Genomic DNA, 21,766 nt, shown 5'->3' on the forward strand with positions numbered 1-21,766 from the left:
CGCTCCATTAACGCCCGGCCAAAGGAGGCTGATACCCGATGCTTGTCACGCGACGCAGAGAGGCGAGCCAAAGGATGACGGGTACAGTGCGCGGTCCCGCCTGCCGGGCGTAGGTCTGGCAGGACAGCGGGCGGGCGGCAGACCGCAGAAGAGAAGGGTTAATGCGGCGGCGGGAAGGCCCCGGCGCCGCGCTGCGAAGTCATGCAACTTCCCGCAATACAACAGGTTCCAAGTGTAGCCCAATTTCCGCGCCGTCGGGCCGCAGGTCGGCCACCGAACGGTTGAGCACGTCAACCAGCAATTCTATCTCGCAAACCTGAATCCGATACCGTACCACATTCCCGAGCAAACTGTGACCCAGGATCACCCCACCGATCCCCTGCCCGGCCGGTAACAGGCCGATGGACTCAGGGCGGATCGCCACCTTGCCGGCATAGCTGCGCCCGGTCAGTTGGGCGGCCTGTTCGGCGGTCAACAGGTTATAGTTGCCGATAAATCCGGCGGCGAAGGCGTCCGCCGGCTGGGTATACAGGGTTTCCGCGTCGCCGCTCTGCACGATCTGCCCCTTGTTCATCAGCACGATGCGATCCGACAGGGTCAGCGCCTCTTCCTGATCGTGGGTGACGAAGATCGCCGTCAGGTTCAGCTCGCGCTGAATGCGCCGGATCTGCTCGCGCAGGTGTTTGCGAATACGCGCATCCAGCGCCGACAGCGGTTCGTCGAGCAGCAGCAGACGCGGGCGAGTGACCAGCGATCGCGCCAGCGCCACGCGCTGACACTGGCCGCCCGACAGCTGATGCGGATAGCGCTTTGCCAGATCGCTCAGCTCCACCAGCGCCAGTACCTCCTGCACCCGCTGGCCGATCTGCCCGGCCGCCAGCTTCTGCATTTTCAGGCCGAATGCCACGTTGCCTTCCACCGTCATATTGGGGAACAGCGCATAACTTTGGAACACCATGCCGATGCCGCGCTTTTGCGGCGCCAGCGGTACCAGATCCTGGCCCTGCAATAAAATTTGCCCGCTGTCGACCGGGGTCAGGCCGGCCAGGCAGCGCAGCAGCGTCGATTTGCCGCAGCCGCTCGGCCCCAGCAGGGTGACGAACTCCCCCTCTTCGGCGGTGAAATCGATATCCTGAAACACCTGGGTCTGGCCATAGTGTTTGTTCAGGCGGGTGACGTTGAGATAAGCCATCGGGTTAGCCCTTGTTTTTATTCAGCAAGTTCGCCAGCCAGGTGACGAGCAGCACCACGGCGAAATAGGAGATGACCAGCGCGCTGGTGAAATGCCCGCTGCCGTTGCGCATATTAAACAGGTAGACCTGCAGCGTTTCATACTGGCTGCCTACCAGCAGGTTGGCGAACACGAACTCGCCGATCAGGAACGAGAACGACAGCAGCACGGCAATTGTTCCGCCCTTGCGCAGGTTCGGCAGCACCACCCACAGCGCCGCCTGCCAAGTGCTGGCGCCGAGCAGGTGCGCGGCGTCCATCAGATCGCGCAGGTTGATCGCCTGCATGTTGTTGCTGATGGCGCGGTAGATAAACGGCAGCGCGATGGTGAAATAGCAGCCCACCAAAATCCAGGGGGTGCCGAGCAGCGGCAGCGGATCGGCGGCGAACAGCTGCATCAGCCCCACCGCCGACACCACCGGCGGCACGGCGAACGGCAGCAGGATCAGCACGTTCATCACCGCGTCCAGTTTGGGAAAGTAGTAAGCGATCACAAACATCGCCGGCAGGATCACCACCACCGACAGCAGCAGCGTGCCGAAGCAGATCAGCAGCGAGTGCCACAGCGCCTGCAAAAAGCGCGGGTCGCTCCACAGCGCCGTCAGCCACTTCAGGGTAAAACCGTCCGGTAAAATGGTGGCGCCCCACTGGGTGGCCAGCGCATAAATCAGCGTCGCCGCCAGCGGCAGCAGCAGGATCAGCAGCAGCAGGCCGGTCACCGTGCGGTGATAGAGGCGTTCAGCACGCGACATGAGCATTCTCCATCCGATTATGAGCGCGCATTGAGGTAGCTCCTGCGCAGCATCCATTGGTGGATTACCGTGATAAACGCCATCATCACCACCAGCAGCATCGCCAGCGCGCTGGCCAGGTTCGGATCGAGGGAGATGTCCCCCGCCACCAACGCCGAGATGCGGATCGGGATCACGTTGAAGTTGCCGGTGGTCAGCGCGTACACCGTGGCGTAGGCGCCCAGCGCGTTGGCCAGCAGGATGACGAAGGTGCCCATCAGCGCCGGCGCCAGCACCGGCAGGCCGATATGCCGCCAGTAGCGCCAGGGGCCGGCGCCGAGCAGCGCCGCCGACTCACGCCAATCGGCGCGCAGCGCATCGAACGCCGGATACAGCAACAGCACGCCCAACGGGATCTGGAAGTAGGTATACAGCACGATCAGGCCGCTCTTCGAATAGAGGTTGAAGCTCTCCATCAAACCGTATTTGCGCAGCAGCAGCGTCAGGCAGCCGTTCAACCCCAACAGAATGACGAAGGCGAACGCCAGCGGCACCCCGGCGAAGTTGCTGGTCATGTTGGTGAACGACATCACGAAGTCATGAAAGCGGGTCTGGCCGAGCTGGCGAAGTGAGTAACTGCCCACTAATGCAATCAGCAAGCCGTAGACGCTCGACCACAGCGAGATCTCCAGCGAGAACTGAAAGGCCTGCAGGTAGAACGGCGACGTGAGGATATCGACATAGTTGCCCCATCCCCAGCCGCTGCTCTCGCTGAAAAAGCTGTGAACCGCGATCCACACCAGCGGGGCGATCTGAAACGCGCCGAACAGCACGATAAACGGCAGCAGGCACAGTGCGGCGATCCATTTGGTTTTGCTGTTCATCGCGCATCCTGCGCCAGCAGCGCCCGGCAGCGCGGCTTGTCATGCGCCGCCTGCAGCAGATCGCAGATCGTGCCGCACAGCTCGGTTTGCTGCGGATCGGCGTCGTCCAGGCTGAAGCCCGCGCCGAACACGAACAGCGGCACCTGGCGCTCTTCCGGCAACACCCCGCCGTGGCTGCGATCGTCGTTCATGCCGTGGTCGGCGGTGACCAGCACCTGATAACCGGCCGCCAGCCACTCGGGCAGGTAGCGCGACAGCGAGCCGTCGGCGCGCCGCGCCGCGTTGCGGTACTGCGGCGAAGAGAGGCCGAAGCGGTGCCCGGCGTCGTCGATGTTCATCGGGTGGATCAGCAGGAAATCCGGCTGATGACGCTGGCGCAGGCTTTCGGCGTCGTCGAACAGATGGCTATCGGGATAGCCGTCGTCGTAATAGAAATGGCCGTGCTGAATCGGCAGCTCGGGAGCGTCGGTGTGGCGGTCGCGCGCGGCGTCGAACGGCGTGCGGTTATACAATTCGCTGAACCAATGATACGCGGCGGCGGCGGTGGTCAGCCCGGCGGCGCGCGCGTAATGAAACACGCTTTGTTGATGAGAAAGGCGCGAGACGTGGTTGTGCACCACGCCGCTCTCCACCGGCGTGACGCCGGTGAGGATGCATTCATACAGCGGCCGGGAGAGCGAGGGCAACTCGCTCTCCAGCAGGTACAACCGCCCGCGTCCCGCCGCACATTCGGCCTGCAGATACCCCATGGCGTCATGCGCCACCCGGTAGTTGAGGCCGTCCAGCAGCACGAGGATCGTTTTCATGGTGCGTTAACTCACTGCTGCATAAACATAATGACGTTTTCCTGCCACAGGCGCGGCAGCGCTTTGGCGCTCTGTTCCCAGGCCGCCGGATCGGCGATCGGGTGCGCATTCTTGTACTGCTCGGCCGGCAGCAGCTTGGCCTTGACGTCGTCCGGCAGCGTCAGATGTTCGGCGCGGATCGGGCGGGCATAGCCGCGCGCCAGGTTGATCTGGCCGGCGTCGGAGAAGATGTATTCGCGCGCCAGCTTGGCGGCGTTCGGGTGCTTGGCGTATTTATTGATGATGGTGGTGTAGCCGGAGGTGATCGAGCCGTCCGACGGGATCAGCACTTCAAAACGGGTTTTGTCGATCTGATCGCGGTAGTTCAGGCCGTTGAAGTCCCACACCACGCCAACCTGCACTTCCCCTTTCTCCAGCGATGCGATCACCGGGTTACTCAGGCTCAGGCGGCCGGCCTTGGCCAGCTTGCCGAAGAATTCCAGGCCCGGCTTGAGGTTTTTCTCGTTGCCGCCCATGGCGTAGGTGGCGGCCAGCACGCCGCTGGCCGCCTGCGACGCGGTGCCGACGTCGCCGATGGTGACCTGATAGCTGCCCTTGAGCAGATCGGCCCAGCTGTGCGGGATGTCTTTCACCTGCTGTTTATTGATGATAAAGGCGATGGTGCCGGTGTAAGCCAGCGCCCAGTGCCCGTCTTTGTCTTTCGCCCAGTCCGGCACCTGATCCCAGGTAGAGGGTTTGTAGGGCTGCGTTACGCCCTTCTGCACCGCCACCGGGCCAAAGGCCGCGCCGACGTCACCGATGTCCGCCGTAGCGTTGTTCTTTTCCGCATCGAATTTGGCGATCTCCTGCGCGGAGCTCATGTCGGTATCGACATGCTTCAGGCCGTACTTGCTCAACAGATCTTGCCAGGTGCCTTTCCAGTTGGCCCAGCTGTCCGGCATGCCGACGCTGTTGACTTCGCCTTCTTTCTTCGCGGCCTGCTCCAGCGCCGCCAGATCGGTATCCGCGGCCCAGCTCATCTGGCTGGATAACACGATGGCACTGGTTAACACAGAAGCGCACAAACGTTTCATAACTGATGCTCCAGGTGGTAGTGTGGGGATGGCTGGACTAGTCCAGCAAGGACCAAACCAATCTAACGGACGAATGTGATAATTATATGTCAGCTTAAAAAAGCGACAGTTTTATCACCCGTTGCAACGGCGAAAACGCGACGCTGGTCTACCTTAAGGAAGGCCAAACGCACTGAAACGGGACACCCGCTGTATGAGTGAAGCACCGACGACCGTCGCCACCATCTGCCAAACGCTGAGCGCCCGCATTACCGCCGGCGAGTTCGCCGTGGGCGGCAAGCTGCCCTCCGAACGCGCCCTGAGCGAACAGTTCGCCACCACCCGCATTACCTTGCAGGAGGCGCTCGGCCAGTTGGAGGCGCAGGGCGTCATCTACCGCCAGGTGCGGCGCGGCTGGTTCATCTCGCCTCCACGTTTGATCTACAACCCGCTGCAGCGCAGCCATTTTCACGCCATGGCGCAGCAGCAGGGGCGCGCCGCCCATACCGAAGCGATCGACAGCGCGGTCGTCACGCTCGACGCGCCGCTGGCCGGCCGCCTGGCGCTGCCCCCCGGCGCCGAGGCCTATCGCATTCGTCGGCTGCGCTACATCGACGGACGTGCGGTGCTGTACTGCGAGCACTACCTCAATCCGGCCTATTTCCCCGGCATTCTGGACGAAGATCTGACCCAGTCGCTGACCGCGCTGTACGCCGCGCGCTACGGCATTCACTACGGGCGGGTGCGTTTCGACATGCTGCCCACCCTGCTGCCGCAGCAGGCCGCCGCCATGCTGAAGGTGACCTACGGCAGCCCGGCGCTGTTCATTACGCGGGTGAATCGCGATCAGCACGACAGAGTGATCGATTGCGACCTGGAATATTGGCGTTACGACGCGCTGCACATCGACGTGGAAGCGCTGTAAATGACAAGGGCGCATCGCTGCGCCCTTGAAGAGGAAAGTCAGTCGGCGTCGTAGCCGAGGTTTGGCGCCAGCCAGCGCTCGACCTCGCTCACGCTCATCCCTTTACGCGCCGCGTAGTCTTCCACCTGATCGCGCTGGATCTGCGCCACCGCGAAGTACTTGCTCTCAGGATGGCTGAAGTACCAGCCGGATACCGCCGCTCCCGGCCACATAGCGAAGGACTCCGTCAGTTCCATGCCGGTGTGGCGGTTGACGTCCAGCAGCTGCCAGATGGTCGCTTTTTCGGTGTGCTCCGGGCAGGCCGGGTAGCCCGGCGCCGGCCGGATGCCCTGATAGTTCTCGCGGATCAGTTCCTCGTTGCTCAGGCTCTCGTCGGCGGCATAGCCCCAGTGCAACTTGCGCACCTGCTCATGCAGGTATTCGGCGAAGGCCTCCGCCAAACGATCCGCCAACGCCTTGACCATGATTTTGTTGTAATCGTCGTGCTGCGCGTCGTACGCCGCCGCCAGCGCGTCTTCCTCCAGCCCGCCGGTCACCGCGAAGGCGCCGAAGTAGTCGGCCTTGCCGCTGCTTTTCGGCGCCACGAAGTCCGCCAGGCAGTAGTTCGGGAAGTCGGTTTTTTCCGTCTGCTGACGCAGATGGCGGCTCACCGCCAGCACCTCGCCGCGCCGTTCGTCGCGGTACACTTCCACGTCGTCGCCGACGCGGTTGGCCGGGAACAGGCCGTAAACGCCACGCGGGTTGAGGCTGCGCTCGGCGGCCAGCCGATCCAGCATCTGATTGGCGTCGTGGAACAGGCGCTTGGCCTCTTCCCCCACCACCTCATCCTCCAGGATGCGCGGGTATTTGCCCGCCAGCGACCAGGTCATGAAGAACGGCGTCCAGTCGATGTAGTGGCGCAGCGTCTCGATGCCGGCCGCCACCGGAAACACGCCGAGCTGCCGCGGCGCCGGCGGCTGATAATCGGCCCAGTCCAGCGCCATGGCGTTGGCGCGCGCCTTCTGCAAATCGACCGGCGGCGTGCGCGGTTTTTTGCGCGCGTGCTGAATGCGCACCGTTTCATATTCTTTGCGGGTGCGCGCCACAAACTCGTCGCGCTGGGTGGCGGACAGCAGTGCCGACACCACGCCCACGGTGCGCGAGGCGTTCTGCACGTAGGTGGTCGGGCCGCTGTAGTTCTGCTCGATTTTCACCGCGGTGTGCGCCTTGGAGGTGGTGGCGCCGCCGATCAGCAGCGGCAGCGTAAAGCCCTGGCGCTCCATCTCTTTGGCCACGTTGACCATCTCGTCGAGCGACGGCGTGATCAGCCCCGACAGGCCGATGATGTCGACGTTCTCCTCGCGCGCGGTGCGCAGGATTTTCTCCGTCGGTACCATCACGCCAAGATCGACGATTTCATAATTGTTGCACTGCAGCACCACGCCGACGATATTCTTGCCGATGTCGTGCACGTCGCCCTTCACCGTCGCCAACAGGATTTTCCCCGCGGAGGTGCCTTGCTGCTTGCTGGCCTCGATGTACGGTTCCAGGTAGGCCACCGCCTGCTTCATCACGCGGGCGGATTTCACCACCTGCGGCAGGAACATCTTGCCCTCGCCAAACAGATCGCCGACCACGTTCATCCCGGCCATCAGCGGCCCTTCGATCACTTCGATTGGGCGTTCGGCCTGCTGCCGCGCTTCTTCGGTGTCCAGCTCGATAAACTCGGTGATACCCTTCACCAGCGAGTATTCCAGCCGCTTCTCCACCGGCCAGCCGCGCCACTCCGCCTGCTGCACCGCCGCTTCGCCGTCTTTGCTGCCGCGGTACTTTTCCGCCAGCTCCAGCAGGCGTTCGGTGCCGTCCTCGCGGCGGTTGAGGATCACGTCTTCTACCGCCTCGCGCAGCTCAGTAGGCAGATCGTCGTAAATCGCCAACTGCCCGGCGTTGACGATGCCCATGTCCATGCCGTTGCGAATGGCGTGATACAGGAACACCGCATGGATCGCTTCACGCACCGGATCGTTGCCGCGGAACGAGAACGACACGTTGGACACCCCGCCGGAGATCATCGCGTGCGGCAGGTGGGTTTTGATGTCGGCGCAGGCTTCGATAAAGTCGACGGCGTAGTTGTTGTGCTCTTCGATGCCGGTGGCGACGGCGAAGATGTTCGGGTCGAAAATGATGTCTTCCGGCGGGAAACCGACGCGTTCGGTCAAAATTTTATAGGCGCGGCGACAGATCTCGAACTTGCGCTCGCGGGTGTCCGCCTGGCCCACTTCGTCGAACGCCATCACCACCACCGCGGCGCCGTAGCGGCGCACCAGTTTGGCGTGATGGATAAAGGCTTCTTCGCCCTCCTTCATCGAGATCGAGTTGACGATGCCCTTGCCCTGAATGCACTTCAGGCCTTTCTCGATAACGGACCACTTGGAGGAGTCGATCATGATCGGCACCCGAGCGATATCCGGCTCGCCGGCGATCAGGTTGAGGAAGCGCACCATCGCCGCTTCGGCGTCGAGCATCCCCTCGTCCATGTTGATGTCGATGATCTGCGCGCCGCTCTCGACCTGCTGACGCGCCACGTCGAGCGCCTCGTTGTATTTCTCTTCTTTGATCAGGCGCTTGAAGCGCGCCGAACCGGTGACGTTGGTGCGCTCGCCGACGTTGACGAACAGGGTGTTGGCGTCGATGGTCAGCGGCTCCAGACCGGCCAGGCGGCAGGCGACCGGGAGCTCCGGCAGCCGGCGCGGCGGCACGCCCTCGACCGCCTTGGCCATCGCGGCGATATGTTCCGGCGTGGTGCCGCAGCATCCGCCGATGATATTGAGAAAGCCGGCCTGCGCCCACTCCCCGACCTGGCGCGCCATCTCGGCCGCATCCAGATCGTATTCGCCGAAGGCATTCGGCAAACCGGCGTTCGGGTGCGCGGTGACGTAGGTCTCCGAGATGCGCGCCAGCTCGGCGACGTACTGGCGCAGCTCGTCCGGGCCCAGGGCGCAGTTCAGGCCGAAGGTCAGCGGCTTGACGTGGCGCAGCGAATTGTAAAACGCTTCGGTGGTCTGGCCGGACAGGGTGCGGCCGGAGGCGTCGGTGATGGTGCCGGAAATCATGATCGGCAGTTCCACCCCCAGCGCTTCGAATTCGGTTTCCACCGCAAAAGCGGCGGCCTTGGCGTTCAGGGTGTCGAAGATGGTTTCGATCATGATCAGATCGACGCCGCCTTCCACCAGCGCGCGAGTCGATTCGCGGTAAGCCGCCACCAGTTCATCGAACGAGATGTTGCGGAACGCCGGATCGTTGACGTTCGGCGAGATGGACGCAGTGCGGTTGGTCGGCCCCAACACCCCGGCGACGTAGCGCGGTTTTTCCGGCGTGCGCGCCGTCCATTCGTCGGCGCAGGCGCGCGCCAGACAGGCGGCCTGATAGTTAATCTCGGCGGACAGCGACTCCATGTGGTAGTCGGCCATGGCGATGGAGGTGGAGTTGAAGGTATTGGTCTCAAGGATATCGGCGCCCGCCTCAAGATAGGCGTAATGAATGGCGGTGATCACTTCCGGCTTGGTCAGCACCAGCAGATCGTTATTGCCTTTCAGATCGCTGCGCCAGTCGGCGAAACGCTCACCGCGAAAATCGCGCTCGTCCAGGCGATAGCTCTGGATCATGGTGCCCATGCCGCCGTCCAACACTAAAATGCGCTGCGCTAACTGGCGGCGCAGTTGTTCTACTCGATTCGTCACTGTAACCCCTTCCATTGCCATCCAGCCCATTGCTCAACTGCCGCAAAAACCAACGAGTCATCCTAGCACAGCTTGTAAGGACAAAGGGCCAGGCGACAATTGAGAGTTTTTCAGGTTGTGCGTCAACACCTCCGATGAGCTGACGGCGGCTTGCAATTCATCGACAAAAAACGAAAATGAATTCCATCATACGGAAAAAGGAATCTCACCCATGGCCACCCCTGCTCCCGCCAAGCGCGGCAAGAAGCCCCGCGCAGCAGCCCCCGCCGCCAGTGCGGCGACCGGTCAGGTACAATCGTTGACCCGTGGCCTGAAACTGTTGGAATACATTTCGGAAGCCCAGGGCAACGTGGCGCTGACCGATCTGGCCCAGCAGGCCGGCCTGCCGAATTCCACCACTCATCGCCTGCTCACCACCATGCAGCAGCAGGGATTCGTGCGCCAGGTCGGCGATCTCGGCCTGTGGACCATCGGCTCGCACGCCTTTGTGGTCGGCAGCAGCTTCCTGCAAAGCCGCAACCTGCTGGCGATGGTGCATCCGACTCTGCGCCGCCTGATGGAGGAGTCCGGCGAAACCGTCAACCTGGCGGTGCTGGATACCAGCGAGTACCAGGCGATCATCATCGATCAGGTGCAGTGCACGGCGCTGATGCGCATGTCGGCGCCGATCGGCGGCAAACTGCCGATGCACGCCTCCGGCGCCGGCAAAGCGTTCCTCGCCACCCTGCCGGACGATCAGGTGACCAAACTGCTGCACAAGAAAGGCATGCACACCTACACGCCGCATACCCTGACGCCACACAACCTGAAAGAGGGGCTGGCGCAGATCCGCAAACAGGGCTTCTCCTTTGACGACGAAGAGCACGCGCTCGGCCTGCGCTGCGTGGCGGCCTGCATCTTCGACGAGCACCGCGAAGCCTTCGCCGCCATTTCCATCTCCGGCCCGGTGTCGCGCATCACCGACGATCGCGTGATCGAGCTGGGCGCGCTGGTGATCCACGCGGCGAAAGAGATCAGCCTGGCCTACGGCGGCGTGCGCTGATCCAGCCCATCCGAGGGGCGCCCCAGCGCGCCCCTGCTCCCCTGCTATGCTCTGTTGTCAGCATGTAACAGGCTGTCGGCATCCTGTTTAGCGCACAGGCAAAAAGCTTGAAGCCGATCACAGTTAACGATCCTCACGGCGAAAGCCCATTGCAACCGCTCAAACTTCCTTCGACAATGTTACCGATAACATGTTACCGGTAACAATCAGACTGAACGAAGGTAACGTCACCCGGTGTTTTGGAGCCAAACCATGACCAACAATCAAAATCGCATTTACGTCGTTATGGGCGTTTCCGGCAGCGGCAAGTCCGCCGTCGCCGCCGCCGCGGCCCGCCAACTCTCCGCCGGCTTCCTCGACGGCGACTTCCTGCACCCGCGCAGCAACATCCTGAAGATGGCCGCCGGCGAGGCGTTGAACGACGACGATCGCGCGCCGTGGCTGGCCGCGCTCAACGACGCCGCCTTCGCCATGCAGCGCACCAACAACGTGTCGATCATCGTCTGTTCGGCGTTGAAAAAGCAGTATCGCGACCGCCTGCGCGCCGGCAACGGCAACCTGTCATTCATCTATCTGCACGGTGAGTTCCCGGTGATCGAATCCCGCCTGGCGGCGCGCAACGGCCACTTCTTCAAGCCGCAGATGCTGGTCACCCAGTTCGCCGCGCTGGAGCAACCGGGCGCCGACGAGAACGACGTGATGGCGATCGACATCAATCAGCCGCTGGACGCGGTGATCGCCGATACCGTACGCCATATCCAGAGCTTCCTGCCGCAGGACGTGTGCGCGTGAGTACCGTAACGCTGGTCGGTACCGCAGTCGGCTCGGTTTTACTGCTGTTATTCCTGGTGATGAAGGCGCGCATGCACGCCTTCGTCGCGCTGATGCTGGTGTCCATCGCCGCCGGCATTTTCTCCGGCATGCCGCTGGAACACATCGCCGACACCATGCAAAAAGGCATGGGCGACACGCTGGGCTTCCTGGCGATCGTGGTAGCGCTCGGGGCGATGTTCGGCAAGATCCTGCATGAGGTCGGCGCGCTCGATCAAATTGCGGCGCAATTGCTGAAACGATTCGGACAAAGCAAGGCGCACTACGCGCTCGGCATCGCCGGCCTGATCTGCGCGCTGCCGCTGTTCTTCGACGTGGCGGTGGTGCTGCTGATCGGCATCGTGTTCGCCGTGGCGCGCCGCACCGACGGCAATATCGTCAAGCTGGCCATCCCGCTGTTCGCCGGTGTGGCCGCTGCCGCCTCCTTCCTGCTGCCGGGGCCGGTGCCGATGCTGCTGGCATCGCAGATGAAGGCCGATTTCGGCTGGATGATCGCCATCGGCCTGGTGGCGGCCGTGATCGGCATGCTGATCGCCGGCCCGCTGTACGGCAGCTTTATCAGCCGCTTCGTCAACTGGCCGATGCCGCCGGAAGAGAATGAGCCGACGCTGACCAAGGGCAATCTGCCGTCGTTCGGCTTCAGCCTGGCGCTGGTGCTGTGCCCGCTGGTACTGGTCGGCATGAAGACTATCGGCGCGCGGCTGGTCACTCCCGGCTCGCAGCTGCAGCAGTGGCTGGAGTTTATCGGCCACCCGTTCACCGCCATTCTGCTGGCCTGCCTGATCGTGATTTACGGTCTGGCGAAACCGCGCGGCATGAGCAACGAACAGACCCTGGCCATCTGCTCCGCCGCGGTGCAGCCGGCCGGGATCATCCTACTGATGACCGGCGCCGGCGGGGTGTTCAAGCAGATCCTGGTGGATTCCGGTGTAGGGCCGGCGCTGGGTGACGCCATGATCGGCGCCGGCCTGCCGATCGCCGTGGCCGCTTTTGCGCTGTCCGCCATGGTGCGGGTGATCCAGGGCTCGGCCACCGTCGCCTGCCTGACCACCGTCGGTCTGGTGCTGCCGGTCACCAGCCAGCTCGGGCTGAACGGCGGGCAGTTGGCCGCGCTGGCCATCTGCATCGCCGGCGGCTCCATCGTGCTGAGCCACGTCAACGATGCCGGTTTCTGGCTGTTCGGCAAATTCACCGGCGCCAACGAACTGCAAACGCTGAAAACCTGGACGGTGATGGAAACCATTCTGGGCAGCGTCGGCGGCGCCATCGGCATGATTGCATTCACGATGTTTTAAATCCTGAATCGCCCCCGGCCTTGCACACCAGGGCTGCAAATCACCCCCGGGGGCACCGCCACAGGCGGCGACTATAACAACAGCAATGTGAGGAAGGCATGATTAATCCAACCTTGTCCCGTGTCACACAGCGCATCATCGACCGTTCCCAGGCCAGCCGCGCCGCCTATCTGGCGCGTATCGAGGCGGCCCGCGCCCAAACCGTCCACCGCGCGCAGCTCGCCTGCGGCAACCTGGCCCACGGCTTCGCCGCCTGTCAGCCTGATGACAAGGCGTCGCTGAAAAACATGGTGCGCAGCGATATCGCCATCATCACCGCCTATAACGACATGCTGTCGGCCCACCAGCCGTACGAACACTACCCGCAGCGGCTGAAGCAGGCGCTGAAAGCGGTCGGCGCCGTGGGCCAGGTGGCCGGCGGCGTGCCGGCGATGTGCGACGGCGTGACGCAGGGGCAGGACGGCATGGAGCTGTCGCTGATGAGCCGCGACGTGATCGCCATGTCGGCCGCCGTCGGCCTGTCGCACAATATGTTCGACGGCGCGCTGTTCCTCGGCATCTGCGACAAGATCGTGCCGGGGCTGGTGATGGCCGCCCTCTCCTTCGGCCACCTGCCCGCGCTGTTTGTGCCGGCCGGCCCGATGAGCAGCGGCCTGCCGAACAAGGAAAAAGTGCGCGTGCGCCAGCTGTACGCCGAGGGCAAGGCCGACCGTTTGGCGCTGCTGGAGGCCGAGGCGGCCTCTTATCACGGCATCGGCACCTGCACCTTCTATGGCACCGCCAACACCAACCAGATGGTGATGGAAGTGATGGGTCTGCATCTGCCGGGCGCCTCCTTCGTCCATCCTGACACGCCGCTGCGCGACGCGCTGAACGACGCCGCCGCGCGCCAGGTGACCCGACTGACCGATACCGCCGGCAACTACCTGCCGATCGGCCGCCTGGTGGACGAGAAAGTGGTGGTGAACGGCATCGTCTCGCTGCTGGCCACCGGCGGCTCCACCAATCTGACCATGCATCTGGTGGCGATGGCACGGGCGGCGGGCATCATCATCACTTGGGACGATTTCTCGGAGCTGTCGGAGGCGGTGCCGCTGCTGTGCCGCATCTACCCGAACGGCCCGGCCGACATCAACCAATTCCAGGCCGCCGGCGGCGTGCCGCTGGTGGTGCGCGAGCTGCTGCAACACGGCCTGCTGCACGAAGACGTGCACACCGTGGCCGGTTTCGGTCTACGCCGCTACACCCAGGAACCGTGGCTGGACAACGGCCAATTGGTATGGCGCGAAGGCGTGGCCGGCTCGCTCGACGCCAGCGTGATCGCCAGCGTGGCCCAGCCGTTCGAACATCATGGCGGCACCAAAGTGATGGCCGGCAATCTGGGCCGCGCGGTGATGAAAACCTCGGCGGTGCCCGCCGATAACCAGATCATCGAAGCGCCGGCGGTGGTGTTCGACAGCCAGCACGATATCGTGCCGGCGTTCGAAGCCGGCAAGCTGGATCGCGATTGCGTGGTGGTGGTGCGCTTCCAGGGGCCGCAGGCCAACGGCATGCCGGAGCTGCACAAGCTGATGCCGCCGCTGGGCGTGTTGATGGATCGCGGCTTCAAAGTGGCGCTGGTGACCGACGGCCGCCTGTCCGGCGCCTCCGGCAAGGTGCCTTCCGCCATTCACGTCACCCCGGAAGCCTATACCGGCGGCCTGCTGGCGAAAGTGCGCGACGGCGATCCGATCCGCGTCAACGGCCGCAGCGGCGAGCTGCAGGTGCTGGTCGACGCCGACGAGTTGGCGCGGCGCACGCCTTGTCAACCCGATCTGAGCGCCGAACACATCGGCTGCGGCCGCGAGCTGTTCGGCGCGCTGCGCAGCCAGCTGTCAGGCGCCGAGCAGGGCGCCTGCTGCATCAAATTTTAATCGATAGCCTGGCCGCATCGCCGCCAGGCGGCGGCCACAGAGGAGAACGTCAGCATGAACAAGTGGAAAACAAGCGCCGAGCAAATCCTGACGGCGGGGCCGGTGGTGCCAGTCATCGTGATCAACAAGCTGGAACATGCGGTGCCGTTGGCGAAAGCGCTGGTCGCCGGCGGCGTACGGGTGCTGGAGGTGACGCTGCGCACCGCCTGTGCCATGGACGCCATTCGCGCCATCGCCCAAGAGGTGCCGGAAGCGATCATCGGCGCCGGTACGGTGATCAATCCGCAGCAGCTGCGGGAAGTGACCGAGGCCGGCGCGCAGTTCGCCATCAGCCCAGGGCTGACCGACGAGCTGCTCAAAGCCGCCACCGCCGGTTCCATTCCCCTTATACCGGGCATCAGCACCGTTTCCGAGCTGATGCAGGGCATGGATTACGGCCTGCGCGAATTTAAATTCTTCCCGGCGGAAGCCAACGGCGGCGTAAAAGCGCTGCAGGCGATCGGCGGCCCGTTCCCGCAGGTGCGTTTCTGCCCGACCGGCGGCATCTCGCCGGACAATTACCGCAGCTATCTGGCGCTGAAAAGCGTGCTGTGCATCGGCGGCTCCTGGCTGGTGCCGGCGGACGCACTCGAAAGCGGCGACTACGCGCGTATTACCGAACTGGCGCGCGCCGCCGTCGCGGGCGCCCAGGCCTGATTTACATCGCAGCGGTGGCGGCCGGCAGCGCCGCCCCGCTGCGCTGGCTGAACCGCTGCTTCTTGCGATAAGCAAATACGTCTTCCACATGCCCTTCGCGGATGCGCTGCTGCAACCCGCGCCAATACTCCGCGGTAAACAGATCGCTGTGCAACTCTTCAAACACCTGCCGAATGCGCCGATCGCCGCACAGGAAGTGGCGGAACTCTTCCGGGAACACATCGTTGGGCGCGATGCTGTACCACGGCTCGCTGGCCAGCTCGTCCTCCGGATAACGCGGCGGCGGAATGTCGCGGAAGTTGACCTCGGTCATGTAGCAAATTTCGTCGTAGTCGTAGAACACCACCCGCCCGTGGCGCGTCACGCCGAAGTTCTTGAACAGCATATCGCCGGGGAAAATATTGGCGGCGGCCAACTGCTTGATCGCGTTGCCGTACTCTTCAATCGCATCGCGCATTTGCTGGTCGTTGGCCTGCTCCAGATACAGGTTCAGCGGCGTCATGCGCCGTTCCATATACAGGTGTTTGATCACGATGCGATCGCCGAGATCTTCCAGCTTGTCCGGCACTTCGCGCCGAAGCTCCGCCAACAACTCAGGGCTGAGACGCGCCTTGTCGACGACGAAATTCTCGTACTCCTGGGTATCCGCCATGCGCCCGACGCGATCGTGCTCTTTCACCAGCTGATAGCAAGCCATCACCTGCGCCTGCGTCACCTCTTTTTGCGGGGCGAATTCGTCTTTGATCACTTTAAACACCCGATCGAAGGACGGCAGGGTGAACACCAGCATCACCATGCCCTTCACCCCCGGCGCGATGATAAATTGCTCCTGCGACTGCGCCATAAAGGTCAGGTATTCGCGATAGCATTCGGTTTTACCGTGCTTCTGGCAGCCGATCGCCATGTACAGCTCGGCGGTGGTTTTGCCCGGCAGGATCTCGCGCAGCCACTCCACCATCGCCGCCGGCAGCGGCGCGTAGACCATGAAATAAGAGCGGGCGAAACCGAAGACAATGCTGGCCTCGGCCTTTCCGGTCAGGCAGGCATCGATAAACAGCGCGCCCGACTCGCTGTGGTGAATCGGCAACAGGAACGGGTAAACGCCGTCGGCCAGGCGCAACTTGCCGACCAGCCAGGCGGCCTTGTTGCGATAGAACAGTTCGTTGGCTATCTGGAAGGTCGCCCCCGTCAGTTGCTGTGGGCTGAAGGCGCGTTGCAGCGCCTGAGTGATGTCGCGAATATCGCGCGCCAAGTCCTCCCATGGCAGCCGCAGCGGCAGATCGCTCAGCACGCTGCGCAGCATCGCCGGCAGATCGCCATTGGGGGTAAAATCGCGCGCCAGCGGACGCGGTATGTCGCGAAAGCGCCGTTCCGGCTGCGAACTGAAGACGAACAGCTTGTCCGGCGTCAGATCGCGGTGCTTGAACAGCCGGCAATAGACCGAGTTAAAGAAGCTTTCGGCGATCTCGAAACGCGGATAGTCCGGCAGCAGGTCGATATAAACCGCTTTAACCCGGCTGGGGAAGTCGGCATCGAAGTATTTCTGCCCGGTGATGCATTTGAGCTGCTCCACCACCAGGCCGACGTGATGGTCATACAGATGGATGCGCTTTTTCATCGCCTGCTGCACCGCCGGCCAGTCCGCCTGCTCGAAGCGCTGCTGCGCGCCGGCGGTCACTTCCAGAAAGCGGCCGTACTGCGCATCGAAGCCCTGCAGGATCGTCTGTGCGATCAACAACTCCAGTTTTGCCGCCATCCTTACCCCCGCCAGAAAAAGAAGCCTGCGCATGCAGGCTCCGGGTGAAACGTCTTCAAGCTTGCCGCATCAGAACTGCTGTTCTTCCGTCGAACCGGTCAGCGCGGTGACCGAAGAGGCGCCGCCCTGAATGACGGTGGTGACCTTGTCGAAGTAGCCGGTACCCACCTCCTGCTGGTGCGACGCGAAGGTGTAACCGCGATCCACCGCGGCGAACTCCGCCTGCTGCACCTTCTCGACGTAGTGTTTCATCCCCTCGCCCTGCGCATAGGCGTGCGCCAGGTCGAACATGTTGAACCACATGCTGTGGATGCCCGCCAGCGTGATGAACTGATACTTGTAGCCCATGTCCGACAGCGCCTGCTGGAAGCGGGCGATGGTCTGGTCGTCGAGGTTCTTCTTCCAGTTGAACGATGGCGAGCAGTTGTAGGCCAACAGCTTGCCTGGATATTTGGCGTGGATGGCGTCGGCGAAGCGCTGGGCGGCATCCAGATCCGGCGTTGAGGTTTCGCACCACACCATATCGGCGTAAGGGGCATAGGCCAGGCCGCGGCTAATCGCCTGTTCGACGCCGGCATGGGTGCGGAAGAAGCCTTCCGCCGTACGCTCGCCAGTGACGAAGGCGCTGTCATACGGATCGCAGTCAGAGGTCAGCAGGTCGGCCGCATCGGCGTCGGTACGGGCTATCACCAGCGTCGGCACGCCGAGCACGTCGGCCGCCAGGCGCGCGGCGACCAGTTTCTGGATCGCTTCTTGCGTCGGCACCAGCACTTTGCCGCCCATATGGCCGCATTTCTTCACCGCCGCCAGCTGATCTTCGAAGTGCACCCCGGCGGCGCCGGCGGTAATCATCGCTTTCATCAGCTCAAAGGCGTTCAACACGCCGCCGAAGCCGGCTTCCGCATCGGCGACGATCGGCAGGAAGTAATCGGTGTAGCCTTTGCTGCCCGGCTCAATCTGGTTCGCCCATTGGATCTGATCGGCGCGGCGGAAGGTGTTGTTGATGCGCTCGACCACCTTCGGCACCGAGTCCACCGGATACAGCGACTGGTCAGGGTACATGGCCGCCGCGCTGTTGGCGTCAGCCGCCACCTGCCAGCCGGACAGGTAGATAGCCTCAACGCCGGCTTTGGCCTGCTGCAGCGCCTGGCCGCCGGTCAGCGCACCCAGGCAGTTCACGTAGCCTTTGCGCGCCTTGCCGTTCAGCAACGCCCACAGTTTGGCGGCGCCGTTTTGCGCCAGGGTGCATTCCGGGTTGACCGAACCGCGCAGGTTGATCACGTCTTCGGCGCTATAGGGGCGGGTAATGCCTTCCCAACGGGCCGATTTCCATTCCTGTTCCAGCTGCTGGATCTGTTGAGAGCGAGAGGTAGACATAATTTTTATCCTTTCAGTCATGTAGGGTTGATTGGGAAAATTCAGGCCAGCAGCTCATAGCCGGGCAGCGTCAGGAAATCGATTAATTCATCTTGCGTGGTGATGCGCTCCATCAGGCGCGCCGCCTCTTCGAACCGGCCGGCGTTAAAGCGCGCTTCCCCTACTTCTTCACGCACCACCAACATCTCTTCTTGCAGCATCTGGCGGAACAGCGCCTTGGTGACCGGGCGCCCGTCGTTCAGGCTCTTCTCGTGGTGGATCCACTGCCAGATAGACGTGCGGGAGATCTCCGCCGTCGCCGCATCCTCCATCAAACCGTAAATCGGCACGCAGCCGTTGCCGGAGATCCAGGCTTCAATGTACTGCACCGCCACGCGGATATTGGCGCGCATCCCTGCTTCGGTGCGTTCGCCGTCGCACGGTTCCAGCAGCTGTGCGGCGCTGATCGGCGCATCCTGCTCACGCAGCACGTCCAGCTGGTTTTGACGATCGCCCAATGCGTTGCCGAACACCTCCATCACCGTGTCCGCCAAGCCCGGGTGCGCCACCCAGGTGCCGTCGTGGCCATTGTTGGCCTCCAGCTCTTTGTCCGCCCGTACCTTGTTCAGCACCCAGGCGTTTTTTTCGGCGTCTTTGCTCGGGATAAACGCCGCCATGCCGCCCATGGCGAAAGCGCCGCGCTTATGACAGGTTTTGATCAACAGGCGCGAATAGGCGCTGAGGAAAGGTTTTTCCATGGTCACCGACTGACGATCCGGCAGCACGCGATCGCCGTGGTTCTTCAGCGTTTTGATGTAGCTGAAGATGTAATCCCAACGGCCGCAGTTCAGACCGACGATGTGATCGCGCAGGTGATACAGGATCTCGTCCATCTGGAACACCGCCGGCAAGGTTTCGATCAGCACGGTCGCCTTGATGGTGCCGCGCGGCAGATCGAAACGATCCTCGGTAAAGCTGAAGACATCGCTCCACCAGGCCGCTTCCTCCCAGGACTGGGTTTTCGGCAGGTAGAAATACGGGCCGCTGCCCTTGGCCAACAGCTGGCGATAGTTGTGGTAGAAGTACAGCGCGAAATCGAACAGGCCGCCGGGGATGGCTTCATCACGCCACAAGACGTGTTTCTCCGGCAGGTGCAAGCCGCGCACGCGAGCGATCAACACCGCCGGATTCGGTTTCAGCTGGTAGATCTTGCCGGCTTCATTGGTGTAGGAGATGGTGCCGTTAACCGCATCGTGCAGGTTGATTTGACCGTCAATGACTTTGTCCCAGCTTGGCGCCAGCGAGTCTTCGAAGTCCGCCATAAACACTTTTACGTTGGCGTTCAGCGCATTGATCACCATCTTGCGCTCGACCGGCCCGGTGATCTCGACCCTGCGGTCACGCAGGTCTTGCGGAATGCCGCGGATTTGCCAGTCACCTTCACGAATGGAAGCGGTTTCCGAAATAAATCCCGGCAGTTCACCGCGATCGATATTTTGTTGCCAGCGGACACGCGCCGCCAGCAGCTCGTTGCGCCGCGGCGTGAATTTCCCCACCAGGTCCGCCAGGAATTCAACCGCTTCATCCGTTAACACCTGGCGCTCCGCTGCGGCGAAACCCTGAGTAAACCTTAATTCCGTGCCTGCTATCTGTTGCGTCATGACCTTGCTCCTTCCCATCGTTGCGCCCGCGCGACCGGCGCATTTTCATCAGAAATCACTGTGGATCAGGGCGGATGAAACGATCCTCAACTGGTCAGATCTCATCCCGATAGCTCTAAGAATACTCAACAAAAAATAAAAATCAAAAACCATTTCCATTTTATTATTAAATATTTTATTAACACTTTATTATCAATTAGTTAGGGTAAATAACACGGTCAACAGGTAAGGAAATCGGTTCCAATAGAATTGCAAAGACGGACTAACGCTTTGTTAGGCAATGGTTTTTTAGGAAAATTGACGGGTAAAAAGAGGATCGGGCAGAGGATGAGCAGTGCGGCGGCCTCGATTCAGCCGCCGGCAGGCAGAAAAGATCAGTCGAGCGTCGGATTCATATGGCGCAGATCGTAAGGCGTGATCTGGTAGACGTAATAGTTGAGCCAATTGGAAAACAGCAGGTGGCCATGGCTGCGCCAGGTGGCTTTCGGTGTCAGTGCGGGGTTGTCATCGGGGAAATAGTTGAGCGGTACGGCAGGATCGAGGCCAGCTTCGTTGTCGCGACAATACTCTCCTGCCAGGGTCAACGTATCGTATTCCGGATGGCCGGTGACGAACGCCAGGCGCTTATCCCTGCTGGCGAACAGGTAGGCGCCGGCCTGCTCGGATTCGGCCAGGATGTCCAGGTCGGTATATTGGCGAATCACCTCGGTCGGGAAATCGGCATAGCGTGAATGCGGCGCCAGGAAGCTTTCGTCGAAGCCGCGCGTCAGCAACGCATGCTGCTGTAGCGTTTGGTGCGGATAAACCCCGGAGAGCTTCACCTCGCGCGTCATCTTGGGAATGCCGTACAGAATATTCAACGCCGCCTGTACCGCCCAGCACACGAACAGCGTGGAGGTAACGTGGTTCTTAGCCCAGTCGATCACCCGTTCGATCTGCGGCCAGTAGGCAACATCGCAGAAATCGACCAGCCCCAGCGGCGCGCCAGTGACGATCAAACCATCGAAGTTCTCATTCTGAATATCCTCGAAGTCGCAGTAGAAGTTATTCAGATGCTCGGCCGGCGTATTCTTCGATTCGCGGCTGTCGATGCGCAGCAGCTGGATATCAATCTGCAGCGGCGAGTTGGAAAGCAGGCGCAGAAACTGGTTTTCCGTTTCGATCTTCTTTGGCATCAGGTTAAGGATCAGCACTTTCAGCGGCCTGATTTCCTGTGTTTTTGCCCGCGAGGATGTCATCACGAAGACATTCTCACCGCGCAAGAAATTGACCGCAGGTAACTCATCAGGAACACGAATCGGCATTGCTTAACCCTCACACATCCATTTATACGTTTAGACTTCTAGATGCCCGAAGATAGCGTTTTTTTCCGTCGCTGTCGAGCATTCAGCGGAAAGGTGAAAATGTTTCATTGCGCGAACTGCGTCAGGATCTTTGGCAGGGAGGATGAGAGGTACTGAAAGCAAAAAGGCCATCCTTTCGGATGGCCTCTTGGCTTATTTGGTGCTTGGCAGTGTCCTACTCTCGCATGGGGAGACCCCACACTACCATCGGCGCTACGGCGTTTCACTTCTGAGTTCGGCATGGGGTCAGGTGGGACCACCGCGCTATTGCCGCCAAGCAAATTCTTTTTTTCTGCCGAACTTCTAAACCCACTTTAAATAAAGTGGTGCTGATACCCAGAGTCGAACTGGGGACCTCACCCTTACCAAGGGTGCGCTCTACCAACTGAGCCATATCAGCACGCTTAATTTGATGCCTGGCAGTGTCCTACTCTCGCATGGGGAGACCCCACACTACCATCGGCGCTACGGCGTTTCACTTCTGAGTTCGGCATGGGGTCAGGTGGGACCACCGCGCTATTGCCGC

At 62.0% G+C, this 21,766-nt stretch carries 16 protein-coding genes, 1 tRNA gene and 2 rRNA genes; 6 read left to right on the forward strand and 13 right to left on the reverse strand.

Features of this window, described 5'->3' with window-relative positions; genetic code table 11:
* Positions 1-199: 199 nt before the first annotated feature.
* The 5 genes from ACJ8HA_RS22720 to ACJ8HA_RS22740 are packed head-to-tail and all read right to left on the reverse strand — an operon-like array spanning position 200 to position 4,724.
* Positions 200-1,192, reverse strand: a complete 993-nt coding sequence (locus ACJ8HA_RS22720) for an ABC transporter ATP-binding protein (protein WP_043139634.1) — start codon at positions 1,190-1,192, stop codon at positions 200-202.
* Between the two features lie 4 nt (positions 1,193-1,196).
* Entirely contained in the window at positions 1,197-1,982 is a 786-nt protein-coding gene (locus ACJ8HA_RS22725) for an ABC transporter permease (RefSeq protein ID WP_025304475.1), read from the reverse strand.
* A 17-nt stretch (positions 1,983-1,999) separates the two neighbouring features.
* Positions 2,000-2,845 carry an ABC transporter permease gene (locus tag ACJ8HA_RS22730; RefSeq protein WP_016930298.1) on the reverse strand — a complete coding sequence of 282 codons (846 nt, stop codon included), beginning with the start codon at positions 2,843-2,845 and terminating at the stop codon, positions 2,000-2,002.
* On the reverse strand, positions 2,842-3,651 hold the full coding sequence (locus ACJ8HA_RS22735) for an alkaline phosphatase family protein (protein WP_043139627.1): 810 nt from the start codon (positions 3,649-3,651) through the stop codon (positions 2,842-2,844). Before ACJ8HA_RS22735 ends, ACJ8HA_RS22730 begins: the two co-directional genes overlap by 4 nt.
* Positions 3,652-3,662: 11 nt before the next feature.
* Positions 3,663-4,724: an ABC transporter substrate-binding protein gene (locus ACJ8HA_RS22740; RefSeq protein ID WP_004936660.1), complete on the reverse strand. Its 1,062-nt coding sequence runs from the start codon at positions 4,722-4,724 to the stop codon at positions 3,663-3,665.
* 193 nt (positions 4,725-4,917) lie between these two features.
* On the opposite strand from ACJ8HA_RS22740, the gene ACJ8HA_RS22745 reads away from it, so the two are divergent.
* Positions 4,918-5,628, forward strand: a complete 711-nt coding sequence (locus ACJ8HA_RS22745) for a UTRA domain-containing protein (RefSeq protein WP_025304477.1) — start codon at positions 4,918-4,920, stop codon at positions 5,626-5,628.
* Positions 5,629-5,666: 38 nt separating this feature from the next.
* Here the strand turns inward: ACJ8HA_RS22745 and metH are convergent, their stop codons facing one another.
* Positions 5,667-9,362, reverse strand: a complete 3,696-nt coding sequence (gene metH / locus ACJ8HA_RS22750) for a methionine synthase (RefSeq protein ID WP_197791245.1) — start codon at positions 9,360-9,362, stop codon at positions 5,667-5,669.
* A gap of 196 nt (positions 9,363-9,558) precedes the next feature.
* Between metH and iclR the strand changes: the two genes are divergently transcribed.
* From iclR to ACJ8HA_RS22775, 5 genes are all read left to right on the forward strand, one after another.
* Positions 9,559-10,389 (forward strand): glyoxylate bypass operon transcriptional repressor IclR, encoded by an 831-nt coding sequence (gene iclR, locus ACJ8HA_RS22755; protein ID WP_004936648.1) that lies wholly within the window; start codon positions 9,559-9,561, stop codon positions 10,387-10,389.
* A gap of 252 nt (positions 10,390-10,641) precedes the next feature.
* The gene (gene gntK / locus ACJ8HA_RS22760; RefSeq protein ID WP_004936645.1) at positions 10,642-11,181 is read left to right on the forward strand and encodes a gluconokinase; all 540 of its coding nucleotides are present in this window, start codon (positions 10,642-10,644) and stop codon (positions 11,179-11,181) included.
* On the forward strand, positions 11,178-12,515 hold the full coding sequence (gene gntU / locus ACJ8HA_RS22765; RefSeq protein WP_025304479.1) for a gluconate transporter: 1,338 nt from the start codon (positions 11,178-11,180) through the stop codon (positions 12,513-12,515). The genes gntK and gntU overlap by 4 nt, the downstream gene beginning before the upstream one ends.
* Before the next feature lie 98 nt (positions 12,516-12,613).
* Positions 12,614-14,428, forward strand: coding sequence for a phosphogluconate dehydratase (gene edd, locus ACJ8HA_RS22770; RefSeq protein WP_060448003.1), 1,815 nt, complete (start codon positions 12,614-12,616; stop codon positions 14,426-14,428).
* A gap of 54 nt (positions 14,429-14,482) precedes the next feature.
* A complete protein-coding gene (locus ACJ8HA_RS22775) occupies positions 14,483-15,124 on the forward strand; it encodes a bifunctional 4-hydroxy-2-oxoglutarate aldolase/2-dehydro-3-deoxy-phosphogluconate aldolase (RefSeq protein WP_063918651.1) in 642 nt (213 codons plus the stop codon).
* Between the two features lies 1 nt (position 15,125).
* Here the strand turns inward: ACJ8HA_RS22775 and aceK are convergent, their stop codons facing one another.
* From aceK to rrf (ACJ8HA_RS22810), 7 genes are all read right to left on the reverse strand, one after another.
* Positions 15,126-16,880: a bifunctional isocitrate dehydrogenase kinase/phosphatase gene (gene aceK / locus ACJ8HA_RS22780; RefSeq protein ID WP_197819584.1), complete on the reverse strand. Its 1,755-nt coding sequence runs from the start codon at positions 16,878-16,880 to the stop codon at positions 15,126-15,128.
* A 69-nt stretch (positions 16,881-16,949) separates the two neighbouring features.
* Entirely contained in the window at positions 16,950-18,257 is a 1,308-nt protein-coding gene (gene aceA, locus ACJ8HA_RS22785; RefSeq protein ID WP_025304483.1) for an isocitrate lyase, read from the reverse strand.
* A 41-nt stretch (positions 18,258-18,298) separates the two neighbouring features.
* Positions 18,299-19,897 carry a malate synthase A gene (aceB, locus tag ACJ8HA_RS22790; RefSeq protein ID WP_025304484.1) on the reverse strand — a complete coding sequence of 533 codons (1,599 nt, stop codon included), beginning with the start codon at positions 19,895-19,897 and terminating at the stop codon, positions 18,299-18,301.
* Positions 19,898-20,271: 374 nt separating this feature from the next.
* Positions 20,272-21,201: a homoserine O-acetyltransferase MetA gene (metA, locus tag ACJ8HA_RS22795; protein ID WP_063988506.1), complete on the reverse strand. Its 930-nt coding sequence runs from the start codon at positions 21,199-21,201 to the stop codon at positions 20,272-20,274.
* A 201-nt stretch (positions 21,202-21,402) separates the two neighbouring features.
* A 5S ribosomal RNA gene (gene rrf, locus ACJ8HA_RS22800) occupies positions 21,403-21,518 on the reverse strand.
* Between the two features lie 46 nt (positions 21,519-21,564).
* Positions 21,565-21,640, reverse strand: a tRNA-Thr gene (locus ACJ8HA_RS22805).
* A gap of 14 nt (positions 21,641-21,654) precedes the next feature.
* Positions 21,655-21,766: ribosomal RNA gene (gene rrf / locus ACJ8HA_RS22810) — 5S ribosomal RNA — on the reverse strand; the annotation flags it as partial.

The organism is Serratia sp. CY33802, from assembly GCF_052169095.1.
GTDB lineage: Bacteria > Pseudomonadota > Gammaproteobacteria > Enterobacterales > Enterobacteriaceae > Serratia > Serratia bockelmannii.

What these genes read in the sequence shown, in the direction of transcription:
- ACJ8HA_RS22725 (WP_025304475.1), bottom strand. Translation starts at nt 1,982, where the DNA reads ATGTCGCGTGCTGAACGCCTCTATCACCGCACGGTGACCGGCCTGCTG.
- ACJ8HA_RS22745 (WP_025304477.1), top strand. Translation starts at nt 4,918, where the DNA reads ATGAGTGAAGCACCGACGACCGTCGCCACCATCTGCCAAACGCTGAGC.
- ACJ8HA_RS22730 (WP_016930298.1), bottom strand. Translation starts at nt 2,845, where the DNA reads ATGAACAGCAAAACCAAATGGATCGCCGCACTGTGCCTGCTGCCGTTT.
- ACJ8HA_RS22720 (WP_043139634.1), bottom strand. Translation starts at nt 1,192, where the DNA reads ATGGCTTATCTCAACGTCACCCGCCTGAACAAACACTATGGCCAGACC.
- aceB (WP_025304484.1), bottom strand. Translation starts at nt 19,897, where the DNA reads ATGACGCAACAGATAGCAGGCACGGAATTAAGGTTTACTCAGGGTTTC.
- ACJ8HA_RS22735 (WP_043139627.1), bottom strand. Translation starts at nt 3,651, where the DNA reads ATGAAAACGATCCTCGTGCTGCTGGACGGCCTCAACTACCGGGTGGCG.
- aceA (WP_025304483.1), bottom strand. Translation starts at nt 18,257, where the DNA reads ATGTCTACCTCTCGCTCTCAACAGATCCAGCAGCTGGAACAGGAATGG.
- ACJ8HA_RS22740 (WP_004936660.1), bottom strand. Translation starts at nt 4,724, where the DNA reads ATGAAACGTTTGTGCGCTTCTGTGTTAACCAGTGCCATCGTGTTATCC.
- ACJ8HA_RS22775 (WP_063918651.1), top strand. Translation starts at nt 14,483, where the DNA reads ATGAACAAGTGGAAAACAAGCGCCGAGCAAATCCTGACGGCGGGGCCG.
- metH (WP_197791245.1), bottom strand. Translation starts at nt 9,362, where the DNA reads ATGGAAGGGGTTACAGTGACGAATCGAGTAGAACAACTGCGCCGCCAG.
- gntK (WP_004936645.1), top strand. Translation starts at nt 10,642, where the DNA reads ATGACCAACAATCAAAATCGCATTTACGTCGTTATGGGCGTTTCCGGC.
- metA (WP_063988506.1), bottom strand. Translation starts at nt 21,201, where the DNA reads ATGCCGATTCGTGTTCCTGATGAGTTACCTGCGGTCAATTTCTTGCGC.
- iclR (WP_004936648.1), top strand. Translation starts at nt 9,559, where the DNA reads ATGGCCACCCCTGCTCCCGCCAAGCGCGGCAAGAAGCCCCGCGCAGCA.
- edd (WP_060448003.1), top strand. Translation starts at nt 12,614, where the DNA reads ATGATTAATCCAACCTTGTCCCGTGTCACACAGCGCATCATCGACCGT.
- aceK (WP_197819584.1), bottom strand. Translation starts at nt 16,880, where the DNA reads ATGGCGGCAAAACTGGAGTTGTTGATCGCACAGACGATCCTGCAGGGC.